We start from the raw sequence: 25,547 nt of genomic DNA on the forward strand, positions 1-25,547 counted from the left end.
TCCGCTAAACACGGGGGCTGCGCGGCGGACACGCCGACGTCAACGCAATGCCACGCCATTTTGCAGAACTTGACGCACACAACTCGCCGTCAGGATCATTGCGGCAATCTCGCTGCTTGCCTTCCCGAACTTCCTGCCGCCGGTCACGAGCCCGGCGAACGCGCTGCCGGTCAGCCAATCCTGCCGGATCACCACCTATTACAAGACTGTGGCAAAGGCGACGGAGGTTGGCGTGCGCTCGACGTGCCAGGGCGTCAAAAAATGGGGCGTCACCTCGAAATATTACGAGGTGGAAAAAATCGAAGCCGCCACGCCCCCGCACACGTCGGGCGGCGGCGGCAGCCTGCCGTGCGAGTTTCTCGCTGCCGGCTGCTCCAACCTGCCTGAGAAACGCAACTGAGCGTCAGGCGAACGAGCTATCCGAGTTGCTTCTCCAAAACCAGCGCCGGCAAGCCCGAGGCGCCGCCGCAATCGGCCGTGTTGCCGGCGGGCAAGAACCCTCGCGAGCGGTAAAAGGCGACGGCCGGAGCATTTGCTTCCTCGACCTTGACGCGCAGCGTCCGGGCCTCCGGAAAGCTGGCCTCGATCTCGTCCAGCAGCGCCTGGCCGATGCCTTGCCTCTGCCAGGCCGGATGCACGTAAAGCTGGTTCAGCATGACGATCCTGGCATCCGTGGTGGCGGCGGCGAAAGCCATGCCGCCGATGCTTTTGCCGTCATCGGCGAGCAGGAACTCCGAGTTGGGCCGCGTCAGCCGTGCCTTGAGCGCGGCGATCGAATGCCATTCATCGGTGATTTCGGTAACCCGCGCCGCGCCGTAGATGGCATCATAGGTGGCATGCCATGTCTCGACCAGCAATGCGCGCACCGCCGCAAGATCGCGCTCGCCGGCGGTGCGGACGAACATCCTACTCGATCCCGAGCCTGGCCTTGACCAGCTCGTTGACCGCCTGTGGATTGGCCTTGCCGCCGGTCGCCTTCATCACCTGGCCGACGAACCAGCCGGCCATGGTCGGCTTGGCGCGCGCCTGTTCGACCTTGTCCGGGTTGGCCGCGATCACCTCGTCCACCGCCTTTTCGATGGCGCCGGTATCGGTGACCTGCTTCATGCCGCGGCTTTCGACCAGCTGACGCGGATCGCCGCCCTCGTTCCAGACGATCTCGAACAGATCCTTGGCGATCTTGCCGGAGATGGTGCCTTCCCGCATCAGGACGACAATGGAAGCCAACTGGCTGGGTGAGATAGGGCATTCGCCGATAGCAACGCCGGCGTTTCTAAGTGCACCGAACACCTCGTTGACGATCATGTTCGAAATTCCATGAGCGACGGTATGGCCAGCGCCTTGCTTTTCTTCAACAGCCACACCCTCAGCGCGAACAGCCTCCAACACCTTCTCGAAATATTCTGAATCTGCCAACTCCGACGTCAGAACGTCGGCATTATATTCCGAGAGCCCAAAATCCTTCATGAAACGGGCGCGTTTTTCGTCCGGCAGTTCTGGCAATTCCTTGGCGAGCGCGTCGACATAGGCCTGGTCGAATTCCAGGGGCAGAAGGTCCGGATCAGGGAAATAGCGGTAGTCATGCGCCTCTTCCTTGGTGCGCATTGAGCGCGTCTCGCCCTTGACGGCGTCGAACAGCCGCGTTTCCTGGTCGATCTTGCCGCCGTCCTCGAGAATGGCAATCTGGCGGCGCGCCTCGTACTCGATGGCCTGGCCGATGAAACGGATGGAGTTGACGTTCTTGATCTCGCAGCGCGTACCGAATTCGCCGCCGGGCCGGCGCACCGAGACGTTGACGTCGGCGCGCAGCGAGCCTTCGTCCATATTGCCGTCGCACGTGCCGAGGTAGCGCACGATGGTGCGCAGCTTGGTGACATAGGCCTTGGCTTCATCGGCGGAGCGCATATCCGGCTTGGAGACGATCTCCATCAGCGCCACGCCGGAGCGGTTGAGATCGACATAGGACATCGTCGCATGCTGGTCGTGCATCGACTTGCCGGCGTCCTGCTCCAGATGCAGGCGCTCGATGCCGACCTCGATGTCCTCGAATTCGCCCTGCCGGTCCGGGCCGACCGAGACGATCACCTTCCCCTCGCCGACGATCGGCTGCTTGAACTGCGAGATCTGGTAGCCCTGCGGCAGGTCGGGATAGAAATAGTTTTTCCTGTCGAAGACCGATTTGTGGTTGATCTCGGCCTTCAGGCCCAGCCCGGTGCGGATCGCCTGCTTGACGCATTCCTCGTTGATGACCGGCAGCATGCCGGGCATCGCCGCGTCGACCAGGCTGACATTGGCGTTGGGCGCGGCGCCGAAAATGGTCGAGGCGCCGGAAAACAGCTTTGCCTGCGAGGTCACCTGCGCGTGGACCTCGAGGCCGATGATGATCTCCCAGTCGCCGGTGGCGCCGGGAACCAGGCGCTTGGCGTCGGGCGTGCGGGTGTCGATAATGCTCATAAGGGCCTGCATACTGAAATTGCGGATATGCGAGAACGCATATTTTGCTGTGCAACTTCGCTAGTGCAAACCGCCAAAAGAGACAAGCGCAAAGCCGCAGGCGCCGACGCGGCACAGGCCCGCACCTGCCGCGACGAACTGCGATAGCAGCTTGAAAAATCGACCTGCCGGCAACCCGGCCGCCGTCACCTATGCCGTGGCGATATAGGCCCTGATCTCCTCGGCCTCGCGCTCGACATCCTCGATGCGCCGCTTGACCACGTCGCCGATCGACACGATGCCGTCGAGCAGCCCGTTCTTTTCCACCGGCAGATGGCGGAAGCGGCCCTTGGTCATGATCTCCATGACCTCGTTGACGGTGTGGTTCTCATTGCAGATCTTCACCTTGGGCGTCATCGCCGAGCGGACGGCAAGGTCGAGCGCCGCCGCCCCCTCTTTGGCGAGAACCCGCACCACATCGCGCTCGGAAAGAATGCCGACGATCTTGTGATCGCCGTTGGTGATGACCAGCGCGCCGATCCTGTGTTCGGAAAGCATGCGGATGGCTTCGCTGAGCTTTTCGTTCGGCCCGAGCGTCACCACGTCGTGGCCTTTTGCCTCGAGAATTGCCTTAACAGTCATGGCGTCCTCCTCTGCATTTCCTGCCGGCTCCTGCCCTGGCCGGCTTGCCCTGGGATGAACATGGTGCGCCGCGAACGGTTGCATTTCAAGTGCGGTCGTCTCAGGTCTCCGGCTCGTCCGCCTGCCGGGGCACCTGCTCTCGCCGATCAAAAAACCGCAGGCCGAAAAAGCCGGCAAGAAAGCCGCCAATATGGGCTTCCCAGGCGATCTGGCCGTCAATGCCAGGCGCCAGGCCGAAGAGGCCGGTCGCGAGGTTGATCACCATCCACATGGCGAGAAAGGTGACGACGCCGCGCGAGCGCAGCACCGCCGCCATCGGCAAAGGCTGGCCGGCGAAGGCGGCCTTGCCCGACGATCGGTCGATGCGGAAGCCGTAGCGTGCCGCCGCGCCCATCATGCCGGAAATCGCGCCGGAGGCGCCGACCAGCGGCGCCTCGCCAAGCGGGTGCATGGCCCAGAACAACGCCACCGCCGCCAGTCCGGTCGCGGCGAAGAACAGGCTGAAGCGCAGCGCGCCGAAGCGGTTGGCCAACGGTGAGCCGAAGGCCGCGAGCCACACCATGTTGATGGCAAGATGGGCAAAGCCGCCATGCAGGAAGGCATAGGTAAAGGGGCTCGAAAACGCGAAGAAATCCAGATCGAAGCGGCCCGAATAGCGGATGGGGACAAAGGCAGCCCGGACAAGCAGTTCGAAGTCCTGGTCGTCGGTCAGCCAATAGACCCGGATCAGATGGACCGCGACGCAGATGCCGATCACCGCCAGCACCACGGGCGGCAGGTTGAACACCGGTTCGCGGCGCTGCTCCGGTTCGCGGGCGGCAGGCCCACCCTGACCCTGCTCGATCTCCGGTGGGCTTTCTGGGTCGCTCATATGGCTTGCACTCAGTCGCTGGATTGGACTTGGCGAGCATGTAGATCACGGCCAACCGAATCACAAACGGCGAATCAGCAGCCCCGAATCAAAAAAAGAAGCCGTCCAAGGTTTCCCTTGAACGGCTGGTCGAGCCCCCTTGCTCCCCCTGAACTCTTGACTGAAGTGCTGCCGATCGTCGCAAAACGACCGCTTCTGGAGTGGTTTTGGTGTGCCACAGGCCTGGCCGGCGCGCAACGTAAACCAGTTGTTAACCTTAACCGCCCCGACCCGTGAACAAGTATTAACGATGCTGGCACGCATCCTGCTCCGCAACGCATGTAGGTCTTCGGAGGGCGCCCTTCTGTTCACCGATGGGACATCAGAAGACAGAATGCGCGGAGCAGCATTAGCATGAACCAGACCGGATCGATCACGCTGTTCCATTATTGGAACCGGTTGCGTGACGGACGCCCTGCCCCGAAGCGCTCGGAAGTCGAACCCGCCGACATCAAGTCGCTGCTGGCCGACACGTTCATCCTGGAAAAGGACACGCGCGGCGAAGCGGTGTTCCGGCTGGCCGGCACCAGGCTCTGCGCGGTCTATGGCCGCGAACTCAAGGGGTTTTCATTCCCTTCGCTGTGGCGCGAGAAGGACCAGCGGCTGATTTCGAAGCTGACCGATGGCGTCTTCGACCTGAAATCGGTGGTGCTCATCACCTACGAGGGTTTCAGCCGCAGCGGCCGTTCCAACAGGTTCGAGCTGCTCGCGCTGCCGCTCGACGGCGGTGTCGAGAGCCCGCGTTGCCTCGGTGTTATAAGTGCCGTCGAAAAGCCCTTCTGGCTGGGCGCCGACCCGGTTCTCGACGCGCTGATCGATTCGATCCGCGTCGTCGATCCCGACAAGGAGCCGATGTTCCCGGGGAACCGGCCGGCGATAGAGGTTCCCTCGCTCGCCCCGTCGGAATTCGACCCGCCCGAGACGATTTCGGCGCTCGGCCAGGCCCGCCGCATCCGTCACCTGGTCGTCTTCGACGGCGGACGCGAGGAATGATGCCTAAAGCTTAAAGCAATGGCGCCGGGCTTTCCCCTTTGTTAACCTGCTTTGTTGTAGTTTTCCGCTGAAATTCCCCGCATCCATGCGCGGAATGCCGAACGGGGTATGGCAGTGATGAGGTCAGCGGCGGTCGACCATGCGCCGTCCCAAGCTGAAAGGCGTAACTTTCAGCGCGTCCGCGTGAAAATTTACGGACGCTTCATGCTGGAAGACCGCACCGAACATCCCTGCCAGGTGGTCGACATGTCGCCCGGCAACGTTGCGCTGCGCACCGAGCGCGCCGGCCTGGCTGGCGAAAAGGTCATTGCCTATATCGATCACATCGGCCGCATTGAAGGCGTCATCACCCGCACGCTGCAGGATGGCTTTGCGATGACCGTCATCGCGTCGGAGCGCAAGAGGGACAAGCTCGCCGCGCAACTGACCTGGCTTGCCAACAAGCACGAGCTCGACCTGCCGGAAGACCGCCGCCATGAACGCGTCGCACCGCGCAACCCGACGAGCGTGCTGCAGCTTGCCGACGGACGCCAGTACCAGTGCCGCATCATCGACCTGTCGCTGTCGGGCGCGGCGATCGAGATCGACGTCAAGCCGGCCATCGGCGTCCAGGTGACGCTGGGCACCATGCGCGGCCAGATAGTGCGGCATTTCGAAGATGGCGTCGCCATAGAGTTCGCCGTCATCCAGCGGCCGGAAACGCTCGATACCGAATTCAGCTCATCGCGCGGCTGACGCGGAAGCGTTAGCACTATCGGGAAGAGAGGCTGGCGATCCTTCGCGCCCCCTCTGTCCCGCCATCCCAGTTGTTCGAACGGTGCGACGAAGCATGGGAACATGCCCGGCTGGAATCCTTAAACAATTCTATATTCAATTGCGTCAAATTTTATGTTTATTCTATCGGCGTTTTACTTAATGTCTACTTCGCGCTTTTGCGTCAAATAAATCCAGCCGTGTCATTGTCTCCTCAAACGGGGAGACTGAATAATGAACAGGATGAGGGGCAAGCTGTTGCTGGCGGCAATAGCGATGCAGCTTTTCGGTTGGGGGACTGTAAACGCGGCGGAGCCGGCCTTCATGCACACCGGCGGCCGCACCACGCAGCCGGTCGGACACTACGAAATGTGCCAGCAGCTTCCGCAGGAATGCAATCAGAGGACGCCTGGCCGGGCGCCCGTCGAGCTGACCCGCAAGCTGTGGGCGACGATCGTCAAGATCAATAATTCGGTCAACAGCAGGGTCGCGCCGCGCACCGACATGGAAATGTGGGGCAAGGAGGAAGTCTGGTCTTTTCCCAATAGCGGCTTCGGCGACTGCGAGGACTATGCGCTGGAAAAGCGCCGCGAGCTGATGAGCATCGGCGTGCCGGCCGGCGATCTGCTGATGACGGTGGTGCGCCAGCGCAATGGCGACGGCCATGCGGTGCTGACCGTGCGCACCAGCCTTGGCGAGTTCATCCTCGACAATCTCCAGCCCAAGGTGCTGTCCTGGACCAATACCGGCTACACCTACCTGAAGCGCCAGTCCGAGCGGAATTCCGGCGCCTGGGTGACGATCAACGACGGCCGCTCCGACGCGGTCGCCAGCGTCCGCTGAGGACGCCAAGGCATGTCGCCCAAAAGCGCGTAGCGGTTTTGGGATAACGACATGCATAAAGCAGAGGTTAAGTGCGTCGCATGACTTCGCGCTTGAGGAGAAACCCGGTCGAGTCCCCACCCTCCCCGTCCCCAACGACCGGGTTTAAGGAGCCGGCCCCGTCCCCGGGCCGGCTCCACCATTTTTGGCGGAACACATCTCGATAAAGTTATCTCGGCTTTGCCTCCAACTGCGCTTCGTCATCCAAGCTGTCTCACGATCGTTTGTGGGATACGAGCTCCCGTTTGACGTCGAAACGCTGTTACTTGCCCCTGATACGGAACGCGTCGACAAAGGCGGAAAACGCCGGAGAGGGATGGCGCCGGCTTGGATAGTACAGGTGGTAACCCTGGAACGTTGGGCACCATTTGGTCAGGACTTCTTGGAGAAGGCCACTCTCAATGTGTGGAAGGACGAGTTCGCGCGGCAGATAGGCCAAGCCCACTCCGTCAAGCGCGGCCTGGATCGCCGGCCCCATGTTGTTAAGCGTCAGTTGCCCCTCGACCCGAGCACTGAACTCGCGCGCTCCTTCCCGCAATTCCCAGGCATAGACCGATCCTGACGTCGGCAGCCGGTAGTTGATGCAGTTATGGTCGGTCAGCTCCTGCGGCGTCTCCGGCGGTGTCCGGTGGGCGAAGTAATGGGGTGAGCCGACCACAGTGTAGGTCACGTCGGCTCCGATGCGCACGGCTACCATATCCCGGGCAATGGACTCGCCCAGACGCACGCCGGCATCGAACTGGCGCTCGACGATGTTGGTGAAGGCGTTGTCGACCACCAACTCGACATTGATATCGGGGAAGTCGCTCAGGAACTTTGGCAGCCGGGTGCGGAAGACAATGTCGACCGAATCGTCGGTGCACACCAGGCGAATGTTGCCGGACGGCCTGTCGCGAAGGACGCCGAGAGCGCTGACCTCAGCCGCGATGCCTTCGAAATGCGGTTCGATGCCTTCCTTGAGGCGTTGACCGGCCGCCGTCGGGGCCACGTCGCGCGTGGTGCGAGACAGAAGACGGACGCCAAGCCGCGACTCCAGCGACTTGATGGTGTGGCTAAGGGCCGAAGGAGTGACCCCGAGCTTGGCGGCTGCTCGGGTGAAGCTCCGCGTCCGGGTGATCTCCAGGAACGCGCGCATTTCGGCGAACTCGTCGCGTGGCATTGATGAGCCTCATTCACAACCACATCAAAATTATACCCGCTAGTCGCATTTGGCCAGCCCGACTACTTAGTTCGGGAACGGACAGGAGACTGCCTTATGACCATCGATTTCGTGCTGGACGAGGCCACTGCTGCTGACAGCGGGACGACCCCATGGTCTGCGGTGGTCTGCCTGTCGCTGCTGACCTTCCTTCTGGTCGGACTGGAGTTCCTCCCGGTGAGCCTGCTCACCCCGATCGCTCAGGATCTGGCCGTCTCCGAGGGTCAGGCAGGCCAGGCAATCGCGGTATCCGGATTCTTCGCCGTGGTTACCAGCCTCTTCGGCAACTCGCTGTTGCGAAACGTCGATCGACGGACGGTGGTTGTGGTCTATACGGCAGTGCTGGCCGCATCGAGCCTGGCGGTGGCGCTTGCTCCCAACTTCCTGGTCTTCCTGGCCGGGCGGGCGCTGGTGGGCATCGCGATTGGCGGTTTCTGGTCACTGTCGACGGCCATTCTGGCCCGCCTGGCCGCGGGACCCGACCTGCCCAAGGCCATTGCCTTGCTCCAGGGTGGCACTGCCTTCGCATTGGTGATCGCCGCGCCCGTCGGCAGCTTCCTCGGATCGCTGATCGGATGGCGGGGAACCTTTTTCGTCACTGTCCCCATCGGCCTTGCGGCGCTCGTGTGGCAGTTGGCCGTTCTCCCGAAGATGCCGCCGATAGAGATCGCCTCGGTGTCGAGCATGTTCGGCCTGCTGCGGAATCGCAGATTCGCCATCGGCATGGGCGCGACCGGGCTCGCTTTCATCGGGCAGAACGCGCTCTCGATCTATCTGCGGCCGTTTCTGGAAAACGTGACGGGCCTTGAGGTCAACACCCTCTCACTGGCTCTATTGGGCGTCGGCCTCGGTGGCGTGGCGGGACTGTCGATTGTCGGCTTCATACTCCGGCAGCACCTCACAGCCGTGCTGATCGGGCTGCCGAGTGCACTCGCGGTCTTCGCTCTACTGCTGATTGCCTTTGGACCGTTTGCACGCGCCACGGCCGGCCTGCTGGTTCTTTGGGGACTGTTCGCTACCCCGATCCCGGTGGCGTGGAACACCTGGATGAGCACGCTCATCCCTGAAGACCTGGAGGCCGGGGGCGGACTCCAGGTCGCCCTGATCCAGTTCGCGATCGCAGGCGGCGCTATTGCAGGAGGCCTGCTGTTCGACGTGGCCGGCTGGTGGAGCGCCTTCCTTCTCGCCGCCGTCCTGCTCACGGGCTCGGCCTTGCTCGCCGCCTCGGCCGGCCCCCGCACCTGAACTCTTTCAATTCTTGTCTAGGAGAATCTCATGTCCAAAGGAATCGAGAACAAGGTCGTCGTCATCACCGGTGCCAGCAGTGGCCTCGGTGAAGCGACGGCACGCCATCTTGCCGCACGAGGCGCTTCCGTGGTCCTGGGTGCACGGCGGTCACACCGCATCGACGCCCTTGTCCAGGAACTGACCGCCGCTGGGCACAAAGCCAAGGCCGTTACTACCGACGTCACCGACGCCGGCCAGGTCCAGAATCTGGTGAACACGGCGGTCCGGGAATTCGGCCGCATCGACGTGATGCTCAACAATGCGGGCCTCATGCCGTTGGCCCCGCTCGAACGGCTCAAGGTCGACGAATGGGACCGGATGATCGACGTCAACATCAAGGGCGTCCTTTACGGCATCGCGGCCGCGCTTCCGTACATGAAGGAGCAGCGATCGGGGCACATTATCAATGTCTCGTCCGTATACGGCCATGTGGTCGACCTGGGTGCGGCGGTCTATTGCGCCACCAAGTTCGCGGTGCGTGCGCTATCCGAGGGTCTGCGGAAAGAGGTGAAACCCTACAATATCCGCACCACGGTGATCTCGCCAGGCTCTGTCAGCACAGAGTTGCTCGAGCATATCAGCGAGAAGGATATCCAGCAGGGGACCAGGGACTTCGTGAGCAAGATCGCCGTGGGGCCAGATACGTTTGCCCGAACGGTCGCCTTCGCGATCAACGAGCCCGACGACGTCGATATCAACGAGATCTTGTTCCGGCCGACCGCCCAGCCGGTTTGACTTGGAAGGGGTTATGCTTCGGTATCTTAAGGCCCGGCTCCGCCATTTCCGGGTCGGCTAGACCTTCTTCAGCCCCGCCCTGAACCGCCTGCCGTTTGCCACATAATGCGCGGCCGAGGCGCGCAGCCTGGCGACTGCGTCCTCGTCGAGCATCCTGACGACGCGCGCGGGCGAGCCGACGATCAGCGAATTGTCGGGAAATTGCTTGCCTTCGGTGACCAGCGCGCCGGCACCGACCAGCGAGTTGTTGCCGATCTTCGCCCCATTCAGCACGATGGCGCCCATGCCGATCAGGCTGTTGTCGCCGATCGTGCATCCGTGCAGCAAGGCACGGTGGCCGATCGTGCAGCCTTGGCCGACGGTCAGCGGAAAGCCGGCGTCGGTGTGCATGATTGTGTGCTCCTGCACGTTTGTGTCGGCGCCGACGACGATCGGCTCGTCGTCGCCGCGGACGACGACGCCGAACCAGAAGCCGGCATTGCGGCCAATCCTGATATTGCCGATCAGGGTGGCATCGGGCGCGATCCAGTTGCTGTCGGCGTCGTCGAAGGCGGGCGCTTTTCCGTCAATCGCGTAGATCGGCATTGCTGTCTCCAGATCGTCTCACACCGACAAGCTGCCAGACCCTAGAAGCGAAGCCGCCCAGGACGCAATGGCGATCACCACCATGCCCAGCGCCAGTGCCCAGATGGTCGCCGTACAGCCGCAGGAGATCAGCCCCAGCACCGAGATGCGACGCTCGCGCCAGGCGTCCAGCGCCTCGTTGGCGAACATCAGCGGCCCGGCGCAAGCCGTTGCGGCGAGTGAGCGCAGCATGTGCTTCGACGATACATAAGGCTGGACGAAGGCAAGCCTGCGGCCGGCGATCAGCTCCATCGCCGATCCGGCCAGGCCGCAAGCCGTCAGCCCAGCCATAAAACTGAATATGATTTGTTCGACGGGGCCCATCTTTACCCTCCGTTTACCATGAAATCGCACAGTCGCCCGCAAAGCTGCGAAGCAAGAGCCGTGCCGCGCCGAGATGTGCCGTTCAGGCACACCCGATGGCACGGCAAACGAGGATTGTGATGAAGCAGGCAGCCGCCACTGAGGGCCCGCAACTCAGCGTCGTCGATTCGACGCTGATGAGGCGGGTGTTTTATGCATTCGCGACGCTGGCGCTGGTTTCGGTGGCGATCAGCCTCGGCGGCAAATGGTTCGGCCGCTCGATCGCCATGGCCGGGTACACCGACGACACCACGGTCCACAGGGTCGTCATCGGCAACAACGTCATCGCCGTGCCGGCCAATGTCATCCGCTTTGCCCAGGCCCGGCGCGACGGCATCGCCTCGCGACTCGACCTCTATCTGCGCTATCCCGAGATGGATGGCTACAGCGAGGCTGCCCGCAACGACTTCAACCACACCGGACCCAGCAAGGACATCGTCTTCCTGTCGTTCGAGCCGCAGATGATGTCGCGCGACATGAGCGGCCGCTTCGCGCCGATCTACAGCGCGCTGATCGCCAAGCCGGGTACGCCCGGCCCTGGCGGCACCACGCTTTACGCCTTCAGCGAAAAATCAGGCTATCTCAACGAAGTGCTGGCGGTCGCCGATCGCCCCGGCGAGGATCCGTTCGTCGCACGCTGCCTGAGCGGCCCGAGCGCGGACGAATCGCTGGCGCCCTGCGAACGCGACATCCTGGTCGGCGACAATCTCAGCCTCACCTACCGCTTCCCCCGGGAATTCCTGGGCGACTGGCAGGGGCTCGACGCGGCGATTTCTGCCGAAGCAGCGCGTGTGCAGAAGACCGGGCGATAAGCAACGAAACGAGCCATTCCGTAGCGATCCTTCGCGCCCCTCTCTGTCCTGCCGGACATCTCCCCCACGAGGGGGGAGATCGGCCGTCATCTTGGCTTTCGCCAATCTCCAATGTTGCAGGAAGAGCGCAGCGCCGAGGCTGCCAATCTCCCCCTTCGTGGGGGAGATGGCTGGCAGGCCAGAGGGGGCGCTGTCCCACCGGCGTCCTGCAAGGTTCCGTACCGCCGCAGCACTTGAGGCGTAGCGGCCAGCTAAACTCCCAGCTCAGGCCAGATCGATGTCGAGGATCGCCATCGAGAAATTATAGTCCCCATCGTCCTCGTCCTTGAAGACGATGCCGAGGAACTCGTCGCCGACATAGACCTCGGCCGAATCTTCCTTGCGCGGCCGCGCCTTCACTTCGAGTTTAGGGTTCTGGAAGGTGCGCTTGAAATAGGCGTCCAGCTTTCTGATTTCGTCCGGCTTCAACAGTCTTCTCCGATCGTCGGCTTCTTCGTTTGAGCGCGCTTCTGGCACGTCGACAATGGCCATGTAAAGGCAAGCCGGCGAGAGAACAGGGGCAATCGCCTCAGGTTTGTGCTGCGGCGCCGACATCGATAGTTGGTCCGACGTGACAAGCCCCTGCCCGAGCACTCAGATGTCGAAGCTGACGACGTGGTCCATCGTCTGCGATGGCAACAGCTGGTCCATCTGCCGCGAAGGCTGGTCGCAGCCGGTCTCGCCGACGACGCGGGCCGGCACGCCGGCAACCGTCTTGTTGTGCGGTACCGGCGACAGCACCACCGAGCCGGCCGCGATCTTCGAGCAATGGCCGATCTCGATGTTGCCGAGGATCTTGGCGCCGGCGCCGATCAGCACGCCGTAGCGGATCTTGGGATGGCGGTCGCCGCCGGCTTTGCCGGTGCCGCCCAGCGTCACGCCGTGCAGGATTGACACGTCGTCCTCGATCACCGCCGTCTGGCCGACGACGAGGCCGGTGGCGTGGTCGAGGAAGATGCCCTTGCCGATGCGGGCAGCCGGATTGATGTCGGTCTGGAACACCGAGGACGACCGGCTCTGCAAATACAGCGCGAAGTCCTGACGGCCCTGGTTCCACAGCCAATGCGCCAGCCGGTGCGTCTGGATGGCGTGAAAACCCTTGAAGTAGAGCACCGGCATGATGAAGCGGTCGCATGCCGGATCACGGTCGTAATAGGCCTGGATATCGACGCGCACCGTCGTCGACCAGTCCTTGTCGTCGGCCGCCATCGCCTTGAACGTCTGGCGGATGAGGTCGGAGCCGATGTCCTGGTGGGCGAGGCGCTCGGCCAGCCGGTGAATGACCGCTTCTTCCAGGTTTTCCTGATTGAGGATGGTCGAATAGAGGAACGCCGCCAGCAGCGGATCGCGGTTGACCGCTTCCATCGCTTCGTCGCGGATCGAACGCCAGATCGGATCTACCGGCTGCACCCTGGTGGGACGGGAAATCGTAACGCTGTTCATCTGATGTCTCCGGCCATCCAATGTCTCGGCCATCCAATGTCTCGGTTGGCGGCTTGCCTATTCTCCGGCCGCACCTATAAGCCAGATCATAGCACGGGTGAACTCAATTTTCCTTAGTGCTTGGTGAAATGGATTTGGTTGGCGGAATTTCAAGCAGCCATGGAAAACGCAACCTTGATGGACGAGACCCTGAAGCGCGAGCTTTCCGCGCTCTATGAGGCCGAAGATCGCCACTACCACGACCTTGGCCACATCGAGGCGATGCTGGCGCTGGCCAATGATTACAAGGCGTTGTTGCATGATCCTGAAGCAGTCGAGGCAGCGATCTGGTTTCACGACGCGATCTACGACAGCCGCGCCAAGGACAATGAGGCGAGAAGTGCCGCACTTGCCGAGGAAAAGCTCGCCGGTCGCGCCGATGCACAACGCCTCGGCCACATCGCGGCGATGATCACTGCCACCGCCGGCCACGAATTGCCGCCCCTTGGCGACCAGCATTCGGTTCGCGACGCGGCGCTGTTCCTCGACATGGACCTGGCGATCCTGGGTGCTGCGCCCGAGGCGTTCGACGCTTATGAACAGGCGGTCCGCCGCGAATATAAGTGGGTCGATGAGCCGATGTGGCGGGCCGGCCGTGCCGCAGTGCTAGAGGGCTTCCTCGCGCGTCCGCATATCTTCCACAGCGAGGAATTCCGCCGGCGCTTCGAAACCCAGGCCCGGCATAACATGGCGCGCTCGCTCACGGCGCTGGGGCACAGCCCGCGCCGATCGTAGCCCGACGCGTCGGCCACTTGCGTCCGGAAGATTTGCCCGAAATCACGTAAACGCGCCTATGGTCGATGCCATGGCCCACAGCATAAACACCCCGGCGGCAAGCGACGCGCCGTTGACCACGATGCCAGCCAGGCCGAGCAAACGATTGTCGTTTGGACGACCCAGCGCCATCAGCCCGAAGACCGCGCCGGTAAGATGCGCCAATGGCCCGACCAGGAAAAATACCGCCATGAAGAAGCCTGTCACACTGTGCTGGATAAGCACGGACGCGTCGCTGGGCATTGCCATCAACGCGGTGATCGCCATCGCGCCTGCCACCAATGCAGCCAGCGCTAGAACAACGGACCATTCGCCGAACCTGCTTTTCGCAACGACGCCCAGCAAAGCGGCGTCGCTTCTTCCCCATTGTGCCATCGTACCCCCTGCCCCTCGTTCAGCGCGTTGCGGGTTTGAACCGATCCACGCGTCACGCTTAGTTACTCCCGTATCGTTGCAAAACCGCTAAGAACCCCAGCTTCAGGCCCAATGGCCGCTTTTGGGGAGCCATCCATCAAAACCGATGCTCGGCATAAAACTCCAGCACGCGCTGCTTGAAGGTCTTGTCGCCGACCGCCAGCATATGGTCGCGGCCTTCGATGTGAAAAGCCCTGGCGTTCGGCATCAGGGCGGCGAGTTCATCCGGCGAGCCGCCGATGTCGTCCTTGGTTCCCACCGCAATCAAGGTCGGCTGGGCAATGCGGGCAATGTCGGCCTCGCTCAGCAATTCGCGCGAGGTGGCGATGCAGGCGGCGAGCGCGCGGCGATCGCTGCGGGTCTGATCGGCGAAGGCGCGGAACGAGCGGCCGCGCGGATCGCTGGTGCCTGACGGATCGTCGGCCAGAAGGGCGTTGGCTATCGGATCCCAATCGCCGACGCCGTCGACCATGCCGATGCCGAGACCGCCGAAGACCAGCGTCGCCACCTTATCCGGGTCGGAGAGCGCCAGGAAGGCCGATATGCGCGCGCCCATCGAGTAACCCATGACATGAGCGCGTTCGATGCCGAGATGGTTCAAAAGCGCTGCCGCGTCCGACGCCATTTTTGCCGGCGTGTAGTCAGCTTCGTCATAGCTCTTCGACGACGAGCCATGGCCGCGATTATCGAAGGCGATCGCACGATAGCCGGCGTCGTTCAGCGTCTTGAACCAGCCGGGTGACACCCAGTTGACGTAATGGCTCGAGGCAAAGCCGTGGATCATCAGCACCGGATCGCCCTGCCCCGATGCCGGCTGGCGGTCAAGGAAAGCAAGGTCGAAACCGTCATGTGAGAAGAACTGCATCGGCTGAAGATCCTGCCCGCTCAGTCGGAATCGACACTCGGCGCATCGCCCTTGTCGGGCGGCGGCATGGCCGGCCCCGGCGCCGTGCCGATGGCCGGATGGCGCAGCAGGTCGCCGTCCTTAATGCCCTTTTTGGCGGCCGTGCCCGCCTTGAGCTCGAGCACGAAGCGCACCGGTTCGTCCGGCGAGATGATCGCCTCCGACTGCGGCTCGCCTTGCTCGATCGCCCGGATCCGGCCGTCCTGTCCGACGAAGATCAGGTCGAGCGGCATCGGCGTGTTCTTCATCCAGAAACTCACATCCTGCGGCGCGCCGAACACGAACAGCATGCCGTGATTGTCGGCCATGTGCCGGCGGAACATCAGCCCGGCTTCGCGCTCGGCGGGCGTGTCGGCGATTTCCACGGAAAAAGAACGCTCGCCGGCCTTTGTCACCGCGACCAGCGGCGCCGGGTCGACGGGAAGGATCATCGCCTTGCCGTCGGCGGAACTCGGTTGCTGAAAATAGAAGAACGCACTTGCGGCGACGATGAGGAAAATCCCGGCGCAGAGCGCGCCCGCCGTCAGCCGGTTGCTGTGAGCCATATGAAATCCTCGGCCGGAACTAATGCGAGACCGGCAAGGTACCCATATCGGGGTGAATTTCGGCAGCCATAAGGCCTTTGTCGCCGCGTCCGAAGCGGACCAGCACCACCTGGCCCGGCCGGAGTTCGGTGATGCCGTAGCGGCGCAGCGTCTCCATGTGGACGAAAATGTCCTCGGTGCCCTCGCCCCGGGTCAGAAAGCCGAACCCCTTGGTGCGGTTGAACCATTTGACCAGCGCCCGTTCGAGGCCGCTTTCCGGCGTCACCGCGACATGGGTGCGCTGCTCCTGCAGCTCCGCCGGATGCACCGCCGTGGTGACATCCATCGAGAGCACGCGGAAGGCCTGCAACCCGCGCTCGCCCTGCTTGACCAGGCAGACGACACGGGCGCCTTCCAGGGCGGTCTGAAAACCGTCCTTTCGAAGGCATGTCACATGGAGGAGGATGTCGCCCGAAGTACCATCATCGGGAAGGATGAAACCGTAGCCCTTGGCCACGTCGAACCATTTGATGGCGCCGGCGATTTCGATGAGATCGGCCGTATCGGCGCTCTCATCCCGCTTCAACGCATCGTTACCGGCCCCGTCCCGCCCCATGAAAGAGGCCTTTTCCCCCATAAGAACGCCCCCTTTTTTCAACAAACACCGCAACTGATTCTTGGTATCAGATTAACACCGCGGCTTCCGGTGTGTGCAAGACCTGACGTGCCTTTTTTCACGGTTCCGTACAGGAATAGCGGATTTGCCGTTTGCCGGCGCCGGCAAGCGTGGCCAATTGCCCTTTGGCCGGGCCGCCCCTATGTTGCGCCGCAACGCAACATAAGGAGGAAATCATGCGCTATCTGCACACCATGGTCCGCGTCGCCGACATCGATGCTTCGCTCGATTTCTACTGCAACAAGCTTGGCCTCAAGGAGGTGCGCCGCCATGAAAACGAGCAGGGCCGCTACACGCTGATCTTCCTCGCCGCCCCCGAAGACGAGCAGAGCGGCATCAGCGAGAAAGCGCCGCTGGTCGAGCTCACCTTCAATTGGGACCCGGAAGACTACAAGGGCGGCCGCAATTTCGGCCATCTCGCCTATGAGGTCGACGATATCTACGCCACCTGTCAGCGGCTGATGGACAATGGCGTTACCATCAACCGGCCGCCGCGCGACGGCAACATGGCGTTCGTCAAATCGCCGGACGGCATCTCGATCGAGCTGTTGCAGAAAGGTCCGGCCAAGCCGAAGGCCGAGCCGTGGGCGTCGATGCCGAACACCGGCAGCTGGTAACCGATCACGCCATCTTGAACGGACGCAGGCGGGCCCTGGTTCGGTTTTTGCGTCCGCATTCCCAAGGAGAATTCATTCATGCCGGCCAGCCATGTCGACGTCGCCACCGAACATGCCAGCCGCTATCTGCAGCAGCTGTGCAAACATTGGGCGCACAAGTTTCCCGTCGAATTCGACCCGAACCACGGCACCATCGATCTGACGCTCGGCCGCACGGTTCTCGATGCCGACCCGGCTGCGCTGCACATTGCGGTGACGACCGATGAAGCCGGCTCGCTCGAGCGCCTGGAAACGGTCGTCGCCGAGCACATCAAGCGCTTCGCCTTCCGTGAAGAGCTGGCATTCGACTGGAAACGCGCTCCGGCCACGTAGACGACCTGTCAACCGCCGGCCTTGGCCATGTCCAGCAGCATCAGCACGGTGCGCCAATTGCGCGCCGTGCCCGGCACCTTCAGAACGCGCGGAATTTGATTGGCAAACACGGATTTGCCGAGCCCGTCAGGCGCATGCAGGTAGAGCACGTCGCCCTTGATCTCGAAGCGTTCTGGCCCGGTGCATTTTTCCGCCAGCCGGGCGACCTCCTCGGCGGTCGGCCGGCGCTCCAGCGCATAGGCATGCAGCTTGGTCGGCTCGCCGGCCACTTCCGGATAGGGATTGTCGGCCGCCAGCCGCTCGAGCCAGCCGATATCGCGCACCATGATGCGTGAATGGAACCCCCATTTCTTCTCGAATTCCGCTTCCAACCGCTTGGTCAGCGTCGCCGTATCGCCATCTGGCGACCGGAACACGGCGTTGCCGCTCTGCACATAGGTGGCGACATCGGAGAAGCCGAGCTGCTCCAAAAATGACCTGAGTTCCGCCATCTTGACGATGCGGTTGCCGCCGACATTGATGCCGGAAAACAGCGCGATAAAAACCTTCGCCTGAGCGTTCGGAAGATCGTTGCTGCTCATATGATGAACCCGGCGAGCGTCTCGTTGTCTGTGATGTCCTGGTAATGGACGCTCTCGGCGTCGAAATTCGCCTTGAGCAGGTCGAAATTGCGGCGGTCCTTGGTTTCGATGCCGATCAGCACCGAACCGAAATTGCGCGCCGATTTCTTCAGATATTCGAAGCGGGCGATGTCGTCGTCGGGACCCAGCAATTCGAGGAAATCGCGCAGCGCGCCGGGCCGTTGCGGAAAGCGGATGATGAAGTATTTCTTCAAGCCCTCGAAGCGCAGCGCCCGTTCCTTCACATCCGGCAGCCGCTCGAAATCGAAATTGCCGCCCGACACCACGGCGACGATGGTCTTGCCCCTGATTTCCTTCCTGGAAAAATCCTTGAGCGCATCGATCGCCAGCGCGCCGGCCGGCTCGAGCACGACGCCTTCGACATTGAGCATTTCGATCATGGTTGCGCAGAGCCGGTTTTCCGGGATCAGCCGCACGGTGTCGGCGGCAAACTCCTTCAGGTGGCGCAACGGCTCGCGGCCGATCTCGGCCACTGCTGCGCCGTCGACGAAATTGTCGACCTTGGCGAGCTTGATCCGCTTTCCGGCGGCAAGGCTCTCACTCAGGCTCGGGGCTCCGGCCGGCTCGCAAAAGACGAAGCGCGTTTCGCGGTGCTGGTCGGCGAAATAATGGGTGACGCCGGCGGCCAGGCCGCCGCCGACCGGCAGCATGACGATATCAGCCATGCGCGCGCCGGGCATCTGGCCTGATATCTCATAGGCGACGGTCGCCTGCCCTTCGATGATGTCCTTGTGGTCGAACGGCGGCACCATGTGGGCGCCGGCAGTTTCGGTGAATTCAAGTGCCGCGCGGTAGCAGTCGTCGAAGAAATCGCCGACCAGCCTGATCTCGACGAAGACGCCGCCGAACAGCCGCGTCTTGTCGATCTTCTGCTGCGGCGTGGTCACCGGCATGAAGACGACGCCCTTTTTGCCGAAATGGCGGCAGACGAAAGCAAAGCCCTGCGCATGATTGCCGGCCGAAGCGCAGACGAACAGCTCGGCCTCGTTGCCGGCGGCGAGCGTCTTGCGGAAGAAGTTGAAGGCGCCGCGGATCTTGTAGGAGCGCACCGGCGTTAGGTCCTCGCGCTTCAGCAGCACCCGCGCGCCGGTCTTCTTCGACAGATAGTCGTTTTCCTGCAGCGGCGTCTCCGGAAAAATCTCGCGGATCGCCGCAGCGGCGGCAGCGACGCGAGAGGAGAAACTGGTCATGGCTGGAGCACCCCACAGGCTAGGCGAATTCGGTCCCGCTATTGCATATCCGGCCTCGCGAAGCCATTGTCCGGCCACCCGAAAGGGTGTTCCCAAAACCTCGTTGGCCGTTAGGAGCGTGTGTTCATGCCTGTCGCATCGGTGGCCCGGAAAACCGTGTCGCTGCCGGAGTTCGGCGAGCCGACGGTGATGCCACTGGTTACGCGCGCCACCTACGAGGCCCGTATAGCGGCACTGGTCGCGCGCGGCGGGTTCGATGCCTTCGTCGTCTATGGCGACCGCGAACATGCGGCCAATGTCGCCTACCTCTGCGGCTACGATCCTCGCTTCGAGGAGACGCTGCTGGTCATCGTTCCCGGTAAGCCGCCGAAGCTGCTGGTCGGCAATGAGGGCTGGGGCTATGCCGAGATCTGCGACGGGCCTTACGAGCGCGTGCTCTACCAGACGTTCTCGCTGCCGGCGCAGCCGCGCGACCGCTCGCAAGCGCTGGCCGACATCCTCGTCGGTTGCGGCCTGAAAGCCGGCCAGCGCATCGGCGCCATCGGCTGGAAGCCGTTCGGCCCCGGCGATGCGGGTTTTGGCGAAACGACGCTCGACCTGCCGTCCTTCATCGCCGACACGTTGCGCAGCCTTGCCGGCGATAGGGGCGTGATCATCAACGCGGCGAACCTTTTGATGAACCCTGCCGACGGCCTGCGCGCCATCAACGAGGCCGACCAACTGGCCGCGTTCGAATTCGCCGCGACCTATTCCTCGCAAGGCCTGCGCAATGTCCTGCAAGGCATCGAACCCGGCATGACCGAATTGCAGGCGGCGCGGCTGATGGGCATCAACGGCCTGCCGCAATGCTGCCACCCGATGCTGTCGGCCGGCGGGCGGGCGGCCTATGGCCTGCCAAGCCCGCGTCTTGACGTCATCAAGCGCGGCGACCCGATCACCATGGCCTATGGCATCCAGGGCTCGCTCAATGCCCGCGCCGGTTTTCTGGTCGAGGACGCGGCCGAGCTTCCGAGGGGCATCCAGGACTATGTCGAGAAGCTGGTCGCGCCCTATTTCTGCGCCGTCGTCGACTGGTACGAGACGGTCGGCATCGGCGTTCCCGGCGGCGCGTTGTGGCAAGCTGTGCACGAGCGCATCGGCGATTGGTTCTTCGGCGTAGCGCTCAACCCCGGCCATCTCATCCATATCGACGAATGGATGCATTCGCCGGTATTTTCCGGCTCCGACATCAGATTGAAGTCGGGCATGGCCTTGCAGGTCGACATCATCCCGGCGACCGGAACCGATTATTTCACCACAAACATCGAGGACGGCATCGCGCTGGCCGACGAGGCGCTGCGCGAAGAGATCGCGGCGCGCTTTCCCGAGGCCTGGCGCCGCATCGAGGCGCGCCGCGCCTTCATGACCGACGTGCTCGGCATAAGGCTGAAGCCGGAAGTGCTGCCCTTTTCCAACATTCCGGCGTTCCTGCCGCCGTTCTGGCTTTCGCGCAACAGTGCGATGGCAGTCGCGGGGCGCTGAGCGCATTTCGGGCGCCTGCGACTTACTTCTGCCGCACTTCGCCTGTCCGGGAGGTGCGGCGGAGGTGGATGGGCCTTTGGTCAGGCCGGAGTGGAATTGCTTAAGTGCCCTTGAAGACGATTTGCATCATTGTCCTTGCCGCGCTGCTCGCCGGCTGCGGCGGCCGCCAAACCGAGGAACTGCTCGGCAGCGCCATGATGGCGGTGCCGGTGACGGAAATCGCCGGCAATCACTCGATCTTCATCGCCACGACGCGCAAGCGCTCCGACGATCCCAACAAGGTCTTCGACGGCGAGCGTTCGGCGACGCTGAACTATGCCCGCGTCAACGTCACCGTCCCCGGCATCCACAAGACAGGCCAGATCGAGCGGCGCTCACGCGGCAAGTCGGACGATCCGGCCAAATACTTCATGGCTTCCGAGGTCGTCGGCTACGACACCCAGCCGAAATTCTCCAGCGCCCTCAGCGCCGACATCGCGGCGCGCGGCGGCCGTGTCATGGTCTTCGTCCACGGCTACAACACCGGCTTCGACGACGCAGTCTACCGCGTCACCCAGATCACCCATGATTCCGGCTATCCGGGCACGCCGGTGCTGTTTTCCTGGGCGTCGGGCGCCAAGACCACCGACTACGTCTACGACAAGGAAAGCGCCAGCGTTGCCCGCGACCAGCTGGAAGTGACGCTGAGAATGCTGGCGCAGACCGGCGCGCGGCGCATCGACATCGTCGCCCATTCGCTGGGGACCTGGGTTACCATGGAGGCGTTGCGCCAGCTCGCCATCACCGGCGACCGTGATCTGGGCGGCAAGCTCGGCGACGTCGTGCTGGCCTCGCCCGACATCGACGTCGACGTGTTCAAGAGCCAGATGCGCCGCTACGGCAAGCCGGACAAGCCGTTCATCCTGCTGCTCTCCGACGACGACCGGGCGCTGCGGCTCTCCGGCCTGATCGCCGGTGCGCGGCCGCGCGTTGGCGACTACAAGAACGCCGCCGACCTCGCCAGCTATGGCGTGTCGGTCGTCGATCTCTCCAGCGTCAAGGGAACCGACCGCTTCAACCACACCAAATTCGCCGATAATCCGGAATTGGTGCAGTTGATCGGCCAGAAGCTGCGCGAGGATGACGGGTTTGCCAGCGACCGCGAAGTGACAGACCGCATCGCCTCGGTCGGACAATAGCTGCATTGCGCGGCAGCGACCGTTGACCATTGCCGCACAATCGGAACAGTTTGAACTGGACCGTGCCGGCCTCTGCCTCTATCGAATAGGCCAAGACGTCTCCGGCTCGACGTCGCCTTTGCGGGAGCCCGCGTGATCGTGCCTTCGAAGATCTTTCTCGTCGTTGCGTTCGCGCTCGCGGTTACCGGCTGCGCCGGCCAGAACACACACGATCTGCTCAACAAGACGACGATCATCGTGCCTGCTTCGGACATTGCGGCGACGCACAAGATCTTCGTCGCCACAACCCGGCAAAAGGCAATGAAAGAGCCCCGGCAGGTGTTCGACGGCGACCGTTCGCCGACCACCAGCTTTGCCAGCGTCGAGGTGACGGTGCCCAAAATCCACCAGCTCGGCGCCATCGAGCGGGTCAAGGGCTCGGCCAACAGCAATCCGGCGAAGGATTTCACGGCGACCGGCGTCACCTTCTACGAAGGCGCCCCGCAATTCGCCAAGGCGGTCGGCGCCGACATCGCCATGCGCGGCGACCGCGCGCTGGTTTTCGTGCACGGCTTCAACAACGGCTTCGACGACGGCATCTACCGGCTGACGCAGATCGCGCATGACACGAAATACCCAGGAACGCCGGTGCTGTTTTCGTGGGCGTCGAGCGGCAAGACGACCGGCTACATCTACGACAAGGAAAGCGCCAATGCGGCGCGCGACGATCTCGAAGCGACGCTGCGCATGCTCGCCAAGAGCCGCGCCAAGAGCATCGACATCATTGCCCATTCGATGGGGACCTGGGTGACCATGGAAGCATTGCGCCAGCTTGCCATCACCGGCGACCGCGACCTCGGCGGTAAGCTCGGCTACGTCATCCTGGCCTCACCCGACATCGACGTCGACGTGTTCAAGAAGCAGATGATCCGCTACGGCAAGCCCGACAAGCCGTTCGCCGTGCTGCTTTCGGGCGACGACCGGGCGCTCAGGCTGTCGACCCTGATCTCTGGCGACAAGCCACGCGTCGGCGATTATGGCGACGCGGCCGACCTCGCCAGCTATGGCGTCTCGGTGGTCGACCTGACCAAGACCAAGGGCGGCGACCGGCTGAACCACGCCAAATTCGCCGACAACCCGTTCCTGGTGCAGCTGCTCGGCGACCGCCTGCGCGCGCCGGCCGGCCTTGCCTCCGAAGAGACCGCGCCGGCCCAGCTCGACAATCTCGGCCAGGGCCTCGGCAAGGCCGTCGGTTCGGTCGCCGAAATCGTCATCACCACGCCGTTCAAAGTGCTGACCATCGCCACCGGCGGGTGAGCCGACCTCTGCTGCCAATCACGCCGGTGATTGGCAGCTGTCAACAAAAACGCTCTGCAGCGATCCTTCGCGCCCCCCTCTGTCCTGCCGGACAGAGGGGGGCGCTGTCCCTCCAGGGTTCAGTGATTCTTCAAACGAACAAATCAACCTTCTGAAAAGTCGTCACGTCGATCAGGCCGACATCGGAAATCCTGAGCTCAGGGATGACGACCAGTGCCAGCAGCGAGTGCTGCATGTAGGCGTTGTTCAGCGAGCAGCCCATCTGGCGCATTGCATCGCTGAGTTTGTCGGCCTTGGCGGCGACGATTTCCGCCCGCTCGTCCGACATCAGCCCGGCGATCGGCATTTCGACCAGCGCCAGCTCCTTGCCGTTGGAGAACAGCACGACGCCGCCGCCGACCTCGCCCAGCCGGTTCACCGCCAATGCCATGTCCTGCTTGTTGGTGCCGACGACGATAATGTGGTGGGCATCATGCGCCACGCTCGATGCCATGGCGCAGTCGCCGATATAGCCGAAGCCGGAGACGAAGGCGTTGGTGACGCCGCCGGTGCCCTTGTGGCGCTCGACCAGCGCGATCTGGCAGACATCGTTGCGGCGGTCCATGGCGACCAGCCCGTCCTCGACCCCAAGATCGGCCTCCAGCGCCCGCGTCGGCGCCTGATTCTCGATCACGCCGATGACGCGCACCCGCACCTCGTTGGCGCCCATGGGTGCGGCGATGTCGAAGTCGCCGGGCTTGAGCTTCCTGCCGAGCTTGACGGTGTTCTTCGCCGTCTTCGGATAGTCGTAGGCCGGAATGTCGATTTCGAGCTTGCCGCCCTTGGCCAGCCTGACGCCGCGGCCATAGACCTCGTCGATGGTCATTTCGGCGAGGTCGGAGACGATCAGCAGATCGGCGAGCCGTCCCGGCGCGATCGAGCCGATCTCGCGCTCCAGCCGGAAATGCTGGGCGGTGTTGAGCGTCGCCATCTGGATCGCCGTCACCGGCGTCAGCCCTTGGCTGATGGCGTGGCGCACGACCCGGTCCATATGGCCTTCGTGCACCAGCGTACCGGAATGGCTGTCGTCGGTGCACAGGATGAAGTTGCGCGGGTCGAGCCCGCTCTCGGTCACCGCCTTGATCTGCGAGGCGACGTCATACCAGGCCGAGCCCAGCCGCAGCATCGCCTTCATGCCCTGGCGGACGCGCGCGATGGCGTCCTCGGCGCGCGTGCCTTCGTGGTCATCCTCGGGGCCGCCGGCGACGTAGCCGTGAAACGGCAGGCCGAGATCGCGCGAGGCATAATGCCCGCCGACGGTCTTGCCGGCCCTCACCGTCGCCGCGATCTCGCCCGACATCACCGGATCATTGGCGGCGACGCCCGGAAAATTCATCACCTCGCCGAGCCCGATGATGTTCTCCCAGGTCATCGCCTCGGCAACGTCGGCGACGGTCAGCTCGGCGCCGGCATGCTCGAGCCCCGGGGCGGAGGGCACGCAGGACGGTATCTGCACAAGCACGTTGACCGGCATGGCGACCGCCTCGTCATGCATCAGCCGCACACCCGGCAGGCCGAGCACGTTGGCGATCTCATGCGGATCGATGAACATCGAGGTGGTGCCGTGCGGGATCACGGCGCGGCAGAATTCCGTCACCGTCACCATGCCGCTCTCGACATGCATATGCGCGTCGCAAAGCCCCGGCACCAGATAGCGGCCGCCGGCATCGACCACCTTAGTGCCCTGGCCGATGGCATGGCCGGCGTTCGGCCCGCAATAGGCAAAGCGGCCGCCGGCAATGGCAATGTCGGTGCCGGCGATGATCTCGCCCGAATGGACGTTGACCCAGCGCCCGTTGCGGATGACGAGATCGGCGGGTTTGCGACCCATAGCGACATCGACCAGATGCGTCGCCATCTCAGCCCAGGGTTTTGGTTTCGTCGCATTGGCGGTCTTCGGCATCAACAGGCTCCTCTTTGCCCGACTGTGCCAAGCCGCGAGGATTTTGACCAGCGAGGAAGTAAGCGCGGACGGCGAAGTTGCAGATCTCCCCCCTCGAGGCAGGGCTATCGCATTTGGATTCTTACGAAGATGGACCCCCACCCTAACCCTCCCCACAAGGGGGAGGGAATGCTGCCGCGCGCCCTTACTTCTCCTTTTGGCGCCGAAAGGCAGGCAAATTTGCCGAGGTCAGCGCCAACGGAAGTCTCCCTCCCCCTTGTGGGTGTTTGGACCGGAGACATCGCGAACAGGTGTGCGAGGACATCGCGAACAGTTTGGCGCGCTTTGCGCCGGGAGGTTCGGGAT

General features: G+C 63.1%; 29 protein-coding genes. 13 read left to right on the forward strand and 16 right to left on the reverse strand.

The annotated features are described in order from the left end of the window. Positions 1–232 precede the first annotated feature (232 nt). A complete protein-coding gene (locus tag NKI39_RS31920; protein ID WP_352836886.1) occupies positions 233–400 on the forward strand; it encodes a hypothetical protein in 168 nt (55 codons plus the stop codon). 16 nt (positions 401–416) lie between these two features. Here the strand turns inward: NKI39_RS31920 and NKI39_RS31925 are convergent, their stop codons facing one another. The 4 genes from NKI39_RS31925 to NKI39_RS31940 all read right to left on the reverse strand — a co-directional run bounded on the left by NKI39_RS31925 (position 417) and on the right by NKI39_RS31940 (position 3,946). Beyond that, entirely contained in the window at positions 417–905 is a 489-nt protein-coding gene (locus tag NKI39_RS31925; RefSeq protein WP_352836889.1) for a GNAT family N-acetyltransferase, read from the reverse strand. Between the two features lies 1 nt (position 906). Continuing rightward, positions 907–2,454: an Asp-tRNA(Asn)/Glu-tRNA(Gln) amidotransferase subunit GatB gene (gatB, locus tag NKI39_RS31930; RefSeq protein WP_352836892.1), complete on the reverse strand. Its 1,548-nt coding sequence runs from the start codon at positions 2,452–2,454 to the stop codon at positions 907–909. Positions 2,455–2,643: 189 nt separating this feature from the next. Next, a complete protein-coding gene (locus tag NKI39_RS31935; protein ID WP_023674810.1) occupies positions 2,644–3,075 on the reverse strand; it encodes a CBS domain-containing protein in 432 nt (143 codons plus the stop codon). Positions 3,076–3,175: 100 nt separating this feature from the next. Then, on the reverse strand, positions 3,176–3,946 hold the full coding sequence (locus NKI39_RS31940) for a rhomboid family intramembrane serine protease (protein WP_352541382.1): 771 nt from the start codon (positions 3,944–3,946) through the stop codon (positions 3,176–3,178). A 393-nt stretch (positions 3,947–4,339) separates the two neighbouring features. Here NKI39_RS31940 and NKI39_RS31945 point away from each other — a divergent pair, with 393 nt between their 5' ends. From NKI39_RS31945 to NKI39_RS31955, 3 genes are all read left to right on the forward strand, one after another. Further along, on the forward strand, positions 4,340–4,978 hold the full coding sequence (locus tag NKI39_RS31945; RefSeq protein WP_023674809.1) for a PAS domain-containing protein: 639 nt from the start codon (positions 4,340–4,342) through the stop codon (positions 4,976–4,978). Between the two features lie 117 nt (positions 4,979–5,095). Beyond that, on the forward strand, positions 5,096–5,713 hold the full coding sequence (locus NKI39_RS31950; protein ID WP_352458466.1) for a PilZ domain-containing protein: 618 nt from the start codon (positions 5,096–5,098) through the stop codon (positions 5,711–5,713). Positions 5,714–5,974: 261 nt separating this feature from the next. Further along, a complete protein-coding gene (locus NKI39_RS31955; RefSeq protein ID WP_352836918.1) occupies positions 5,975–6,574 on the forward strand; it encodes a transglutaminase-like cysteine peptidase in 600 nt (199 codons plus the stop codon). A gap of 301 nt (positions 6,575–6,875) precedes the next feature. Here NKI39_RS31955 and NKI39_RS31960 read toward each other — a convergent pair whose 3' ends face one another. Next, positions 6,876–7,772 (reverse strand): LysR family transcriptional regulator, encoded by an 897-nt coding sequence (locus NKI39_RS31960; RefSeq protein WP_352614203.1) that lies wholly within the window; start codon positions 7,770–7,772, stop codon positions 6,876–6,878. A gap of 96 nt (positions 7,773–7,868) precedes the next feature. Here NKI39_RS31960 and NKI39_RS31965 point away from each other — a divergent pair, with 96 nt between their 5' ends. Both NKI39_RS31965 and NKI39_RS31970 read left to right on the forward strand, forming a co-directional pair. Next, positions 7,869–9,056: an MFS transporter gene (locus tag NKI39_RS31965; protein WP_352766734.1), complete on the forward strand. Its 1,188-nt coding sequence runs from the start codon at positions 7,869–7,871 to the stop codon at positions 9,054–9,056. A gap of 30 nt (positions 9,057–9,086) precedes the next feature. Further along, a complete protein-coding gene (locus NKI39_RS31970) occupies positions 9,087–9,833 on the forward strand; it encodes an SDR family oxidoreductase (RefSeq protein WP_352836895.1) in 747 nt (248 codons plus the stop codon). 57 nt (positions 9,834–9,890) lie between these two features. Here NKI39_RS31970 and NKI39_RS31975 read toward each other — a convergent pair whose 3' ends face one another. Together NKI39_RS31975 and NKI39_RS31980 are read right to left on the reverse strand one after the other, a co-directional pair. Continuing rightward, on the reverse strand, positions 9,891–10,418 hold the full coding sequence (locus tag NKI39_RS31975) for a gamma carbonic anhydrase family protein (RefSeq protein ID WP_352836898.1): 528 nt from the start codon (positions 10,416–10,418) through the stop codon (positions 9,891–9,893). An 18-nt stretch (positions 10,419–10,436) separates the two neighbouring features. Further along, positions 10,437–10,781, reverse strand: coding sequence for a DUF6949 family protein (locus NKI39_RS31980; RefSeq protein ID WP_254817711.1), 345 nt, complete (start codon positions 10,779–10,781; stop codon positions 10,437–10,439). Between the two features lie 119 nt (positions 10,782–10,900). On the opposite strand from NKI39_RS31980, the gene NKI39_RS31985 reads away from it, so the two are divergent. After that, complete coding sequence (locus tag NKI39_RS31985; RefSeq protein WP_352614207.1) at positions 10,901–11,632, forward strand: hypothetical protein; 732 nt, start codon at positions 10,901–10,903, stop codon at positions 11,630–11,632. A gap of 264 nt (positions 11,633–11,896) precedes the next feature. Here the strand turns inward: NKI39_RS31985 and NKI39_RS31990 are convergent, their stop codons facing one another. Beyond that, positions 11,897–12,100 carry a DUF3126 family protein gene (locus tag NKI39_RS31990; protein WP_023674799.1) on the reverse strand — a complete coding sequence of 68 codons (204 nt, stop codon included), beginning with the start codon at positions 12,098–12,100 and terminating at the stop codon, positions 11,897–11,899. A gap of 165 nt (positions 12,101–12,265) precedes the next feature. Then, complete coding sequence (cysE, locus tag NKI39_RS31995; RefSeq protein ID WP_023717455.1) at positions 12,266–13,114, reverse strand: serine O-acetyltransferase; 849 nt, start codon at positions 13,112–13,114, stop codon at positions 12,266–12,268. Positions 13,115–13,273: 159 nt separating this feature from the next. On the opposite strand from cysE, the gene NKI39_RS32000 reads away from it, so the two are divergent. Beyond that, positions 13,274–13,888 (forward strand): HD domain-containing protein, encoded by a 615-nt coding sequence (locus NKI39_RS32000; protein WP_352684869.1) that lies wholly within the window; start codon positions 13,274–13,276, stop codon positions 13,886–13,888. A 42-nt stretch (positions 13,889–13,930) separates the two neighbouring features. Here NKI39_RS32000 and NKI39_RS32005 read toward each other — a convergent pair whose 3' ends face one another. The 4 genes from NKI39_RS32005 to NKI39_RS32020 form a co-directional block, all read right to left on the reverse strand. Next, positions 13,931–14,302: a hypothetical protein gene (locus NKI39_RS32005; RefSeq protein WP_352472741.1), complete on the reverse strand. Its 372-nt coding sequence runs from the start codon at positions 14,300–14,302 to the stop codon at positions 13,931–13,933. Between the two features lie 136 nt (positions 14,303–14,438). Then, complete coding sequence (locus NKI39_RS32010) at positions 14,439–15,206, reverse strand: alpha/beta fold hydrolase (protein WP_352472740.1); 768 nt, start codon at positions 15,204–15,206, stop codon at positions 14,439–14,441. A gap of 20 nt (positions 15,207–15,226) precedes the next feature. Next, positions 15,227–15,790 carry a DUF192 domain-containing protein gene (locus NKI39_RS32015; protein WP_352458459.1) on the reverse strand — a complete coding sequence of 188 codons (564 nt, stop codon included), beginning with the start codon at positions 15,788–15,790 and terminating at the stop codon, positions 15,227–15,229. 19 nt (positions 15,791–15,809) lie between these two features. Beyond that, positions 15,810–16,385 carry a cold-shock protein gene (locus NKI39_RS32020; RefSeq protein ID WP_352541457.1) on the reverse strand — a complete coding sequence of 192 codons (576 nt, stop codon included), beginning with the start codon at positions 16,383–16,385 and terminating at the stop codon, positions 15,810–15,812. 236 nt (positions 16,386–16,621) lie between these two features. On the opposite strand from NKI39_RS32020, the gene gloA reads away from it, so the two are divergent. Both gloA and NKI39_RS32030 read left to right on the forward strand, forming a co-directional pair. Continuing rightward, a complete protein-coding gene (gene gloA, locus NKI39_RS32025; protein ID WP_352836902.1) occupies positions 16,622–17,062 on the forward strand; it encodes a lactoylglutathione lyase in 441 nt (146 codons plus the stop codon). Positions 17,063–17,140: 78 nt separating this feature from the next. Beyond that, positions 17,141–17,434 (forward strand): DUF2218 domain-containing protein, encoded by a 294-nt coding sequence (locus NKI39_RS32030; protein WP_352836905.1) that lies wholly within the window; start codon positions 17,141–17,143, stop codon positions 17,432–17,434. Between the two features lie 8 nt (positions 17,435–17,442). Here the strand turns inward: NKI39_RS32030 and NKI39_RS32035 are convergent, their stop codons facing one another. Together NKI39_RS32035 and ilvA are read right to left on the reverse strand one after the other, a co-directional pair. After that, positions 17,443–18,015 carry a DUF1697 domain-containing protein gene (locus tag NKI39_RS32035; protein WP_352836908.1) on the reverse strand — a complete coding sequence of 191 codons (573 nt, stop codon included), beginning with the start codon at positions 18,013–18,015 and terminating at the stop codon, positions 17,443–17,445. Continuing rightward, positions 18,012–19,265 carry a threonine ammonia-lyase IlvA gene (gene ilvA / locus NKI39_RS32040; protein ID WP_352836910.1) on the reverse strand — a complete coding sequence of 418 codons (1,254 nt, stop codon included), beginning with the start codon at positions 19,263–19,265 and terminating at the stop codon, positions 18,012–18,014. Before ilvA ends, NKI39_RS32035 begins: the two co-directional genes overlap by 4 nt. Positions 19,266–19,391: 126 nt before the next feature. Between ilvA and NKI39_RS32045 the strand changes: the two genes are divergently transcribed. The 3 genes from NKI39_RS32045 (at position 19,392) to NKI39_RS32055 (ending at position 23,260) form a co-directional block, all read left to right on the forward strand. After that, positions 19,392–20,786 (forward strand): hypothetical protein, encoded by a 1,395-nt coding sequence (locus NKI39_RS32045; RefSeq protein ID WP_352836913.1) that lies wholly within the window; start codon positions 19,392–19,394, stop codon positions 20,784–20,786. A 104-nt stretch (positions 20,787–20,890) separates the two neighbouring features. Beyond that, a complete protein-coding gene (locus tag NKI39_RS32050) occupies positions 20,891–21,964 on the forward strand; it encodes an alpha/beta hydrolase (protein WP_352451120.1) in 1,074 nt (357 codons plus the stop codon). 132 nt (positions 21,965–22,096) lie between these two features. Further along, on the forward strand, positions 22,097–23,260 hold the full coding sequence (locus tag NKI39_RS32055) for an alpha/beta hydrolase (RefSeq protein WP_352637012.1): 1,164 nt from the start codon (positions 22,097–22,099) through the stop codon (positions 23,258–23,260). A 130-nt stretch (positions 23,261–23,390) separates the two neighbouring features. Here the strand turns inward: NKI39_RS32055 and ade are convergent, their stop codons facing one another. After that, positions 23,391–25,202, reverse strand: coding sequence for an adenine deaminase (gene ade, locus NKI39_RS32060; RefSeq protein ID WP_352836915.1), 1,812 nt, complete (start codon positions 25,200–25,202; stop codon positions 23,391–23,393). Positions 25,203–25,547: the final 345 nt, after the last annotated feature.

The sequence above is a fragment of the Mesorhizobium sp. M0664 genome (assembly GCF_040320565.1).
In the GTDB taxonomy this organism is placed as follows: domain Bacteria; phylum Pseudomonadota; class Alphaproteobacteria; order Rhizobiales; family Rhizobiaceae; genus Mesorhizobium.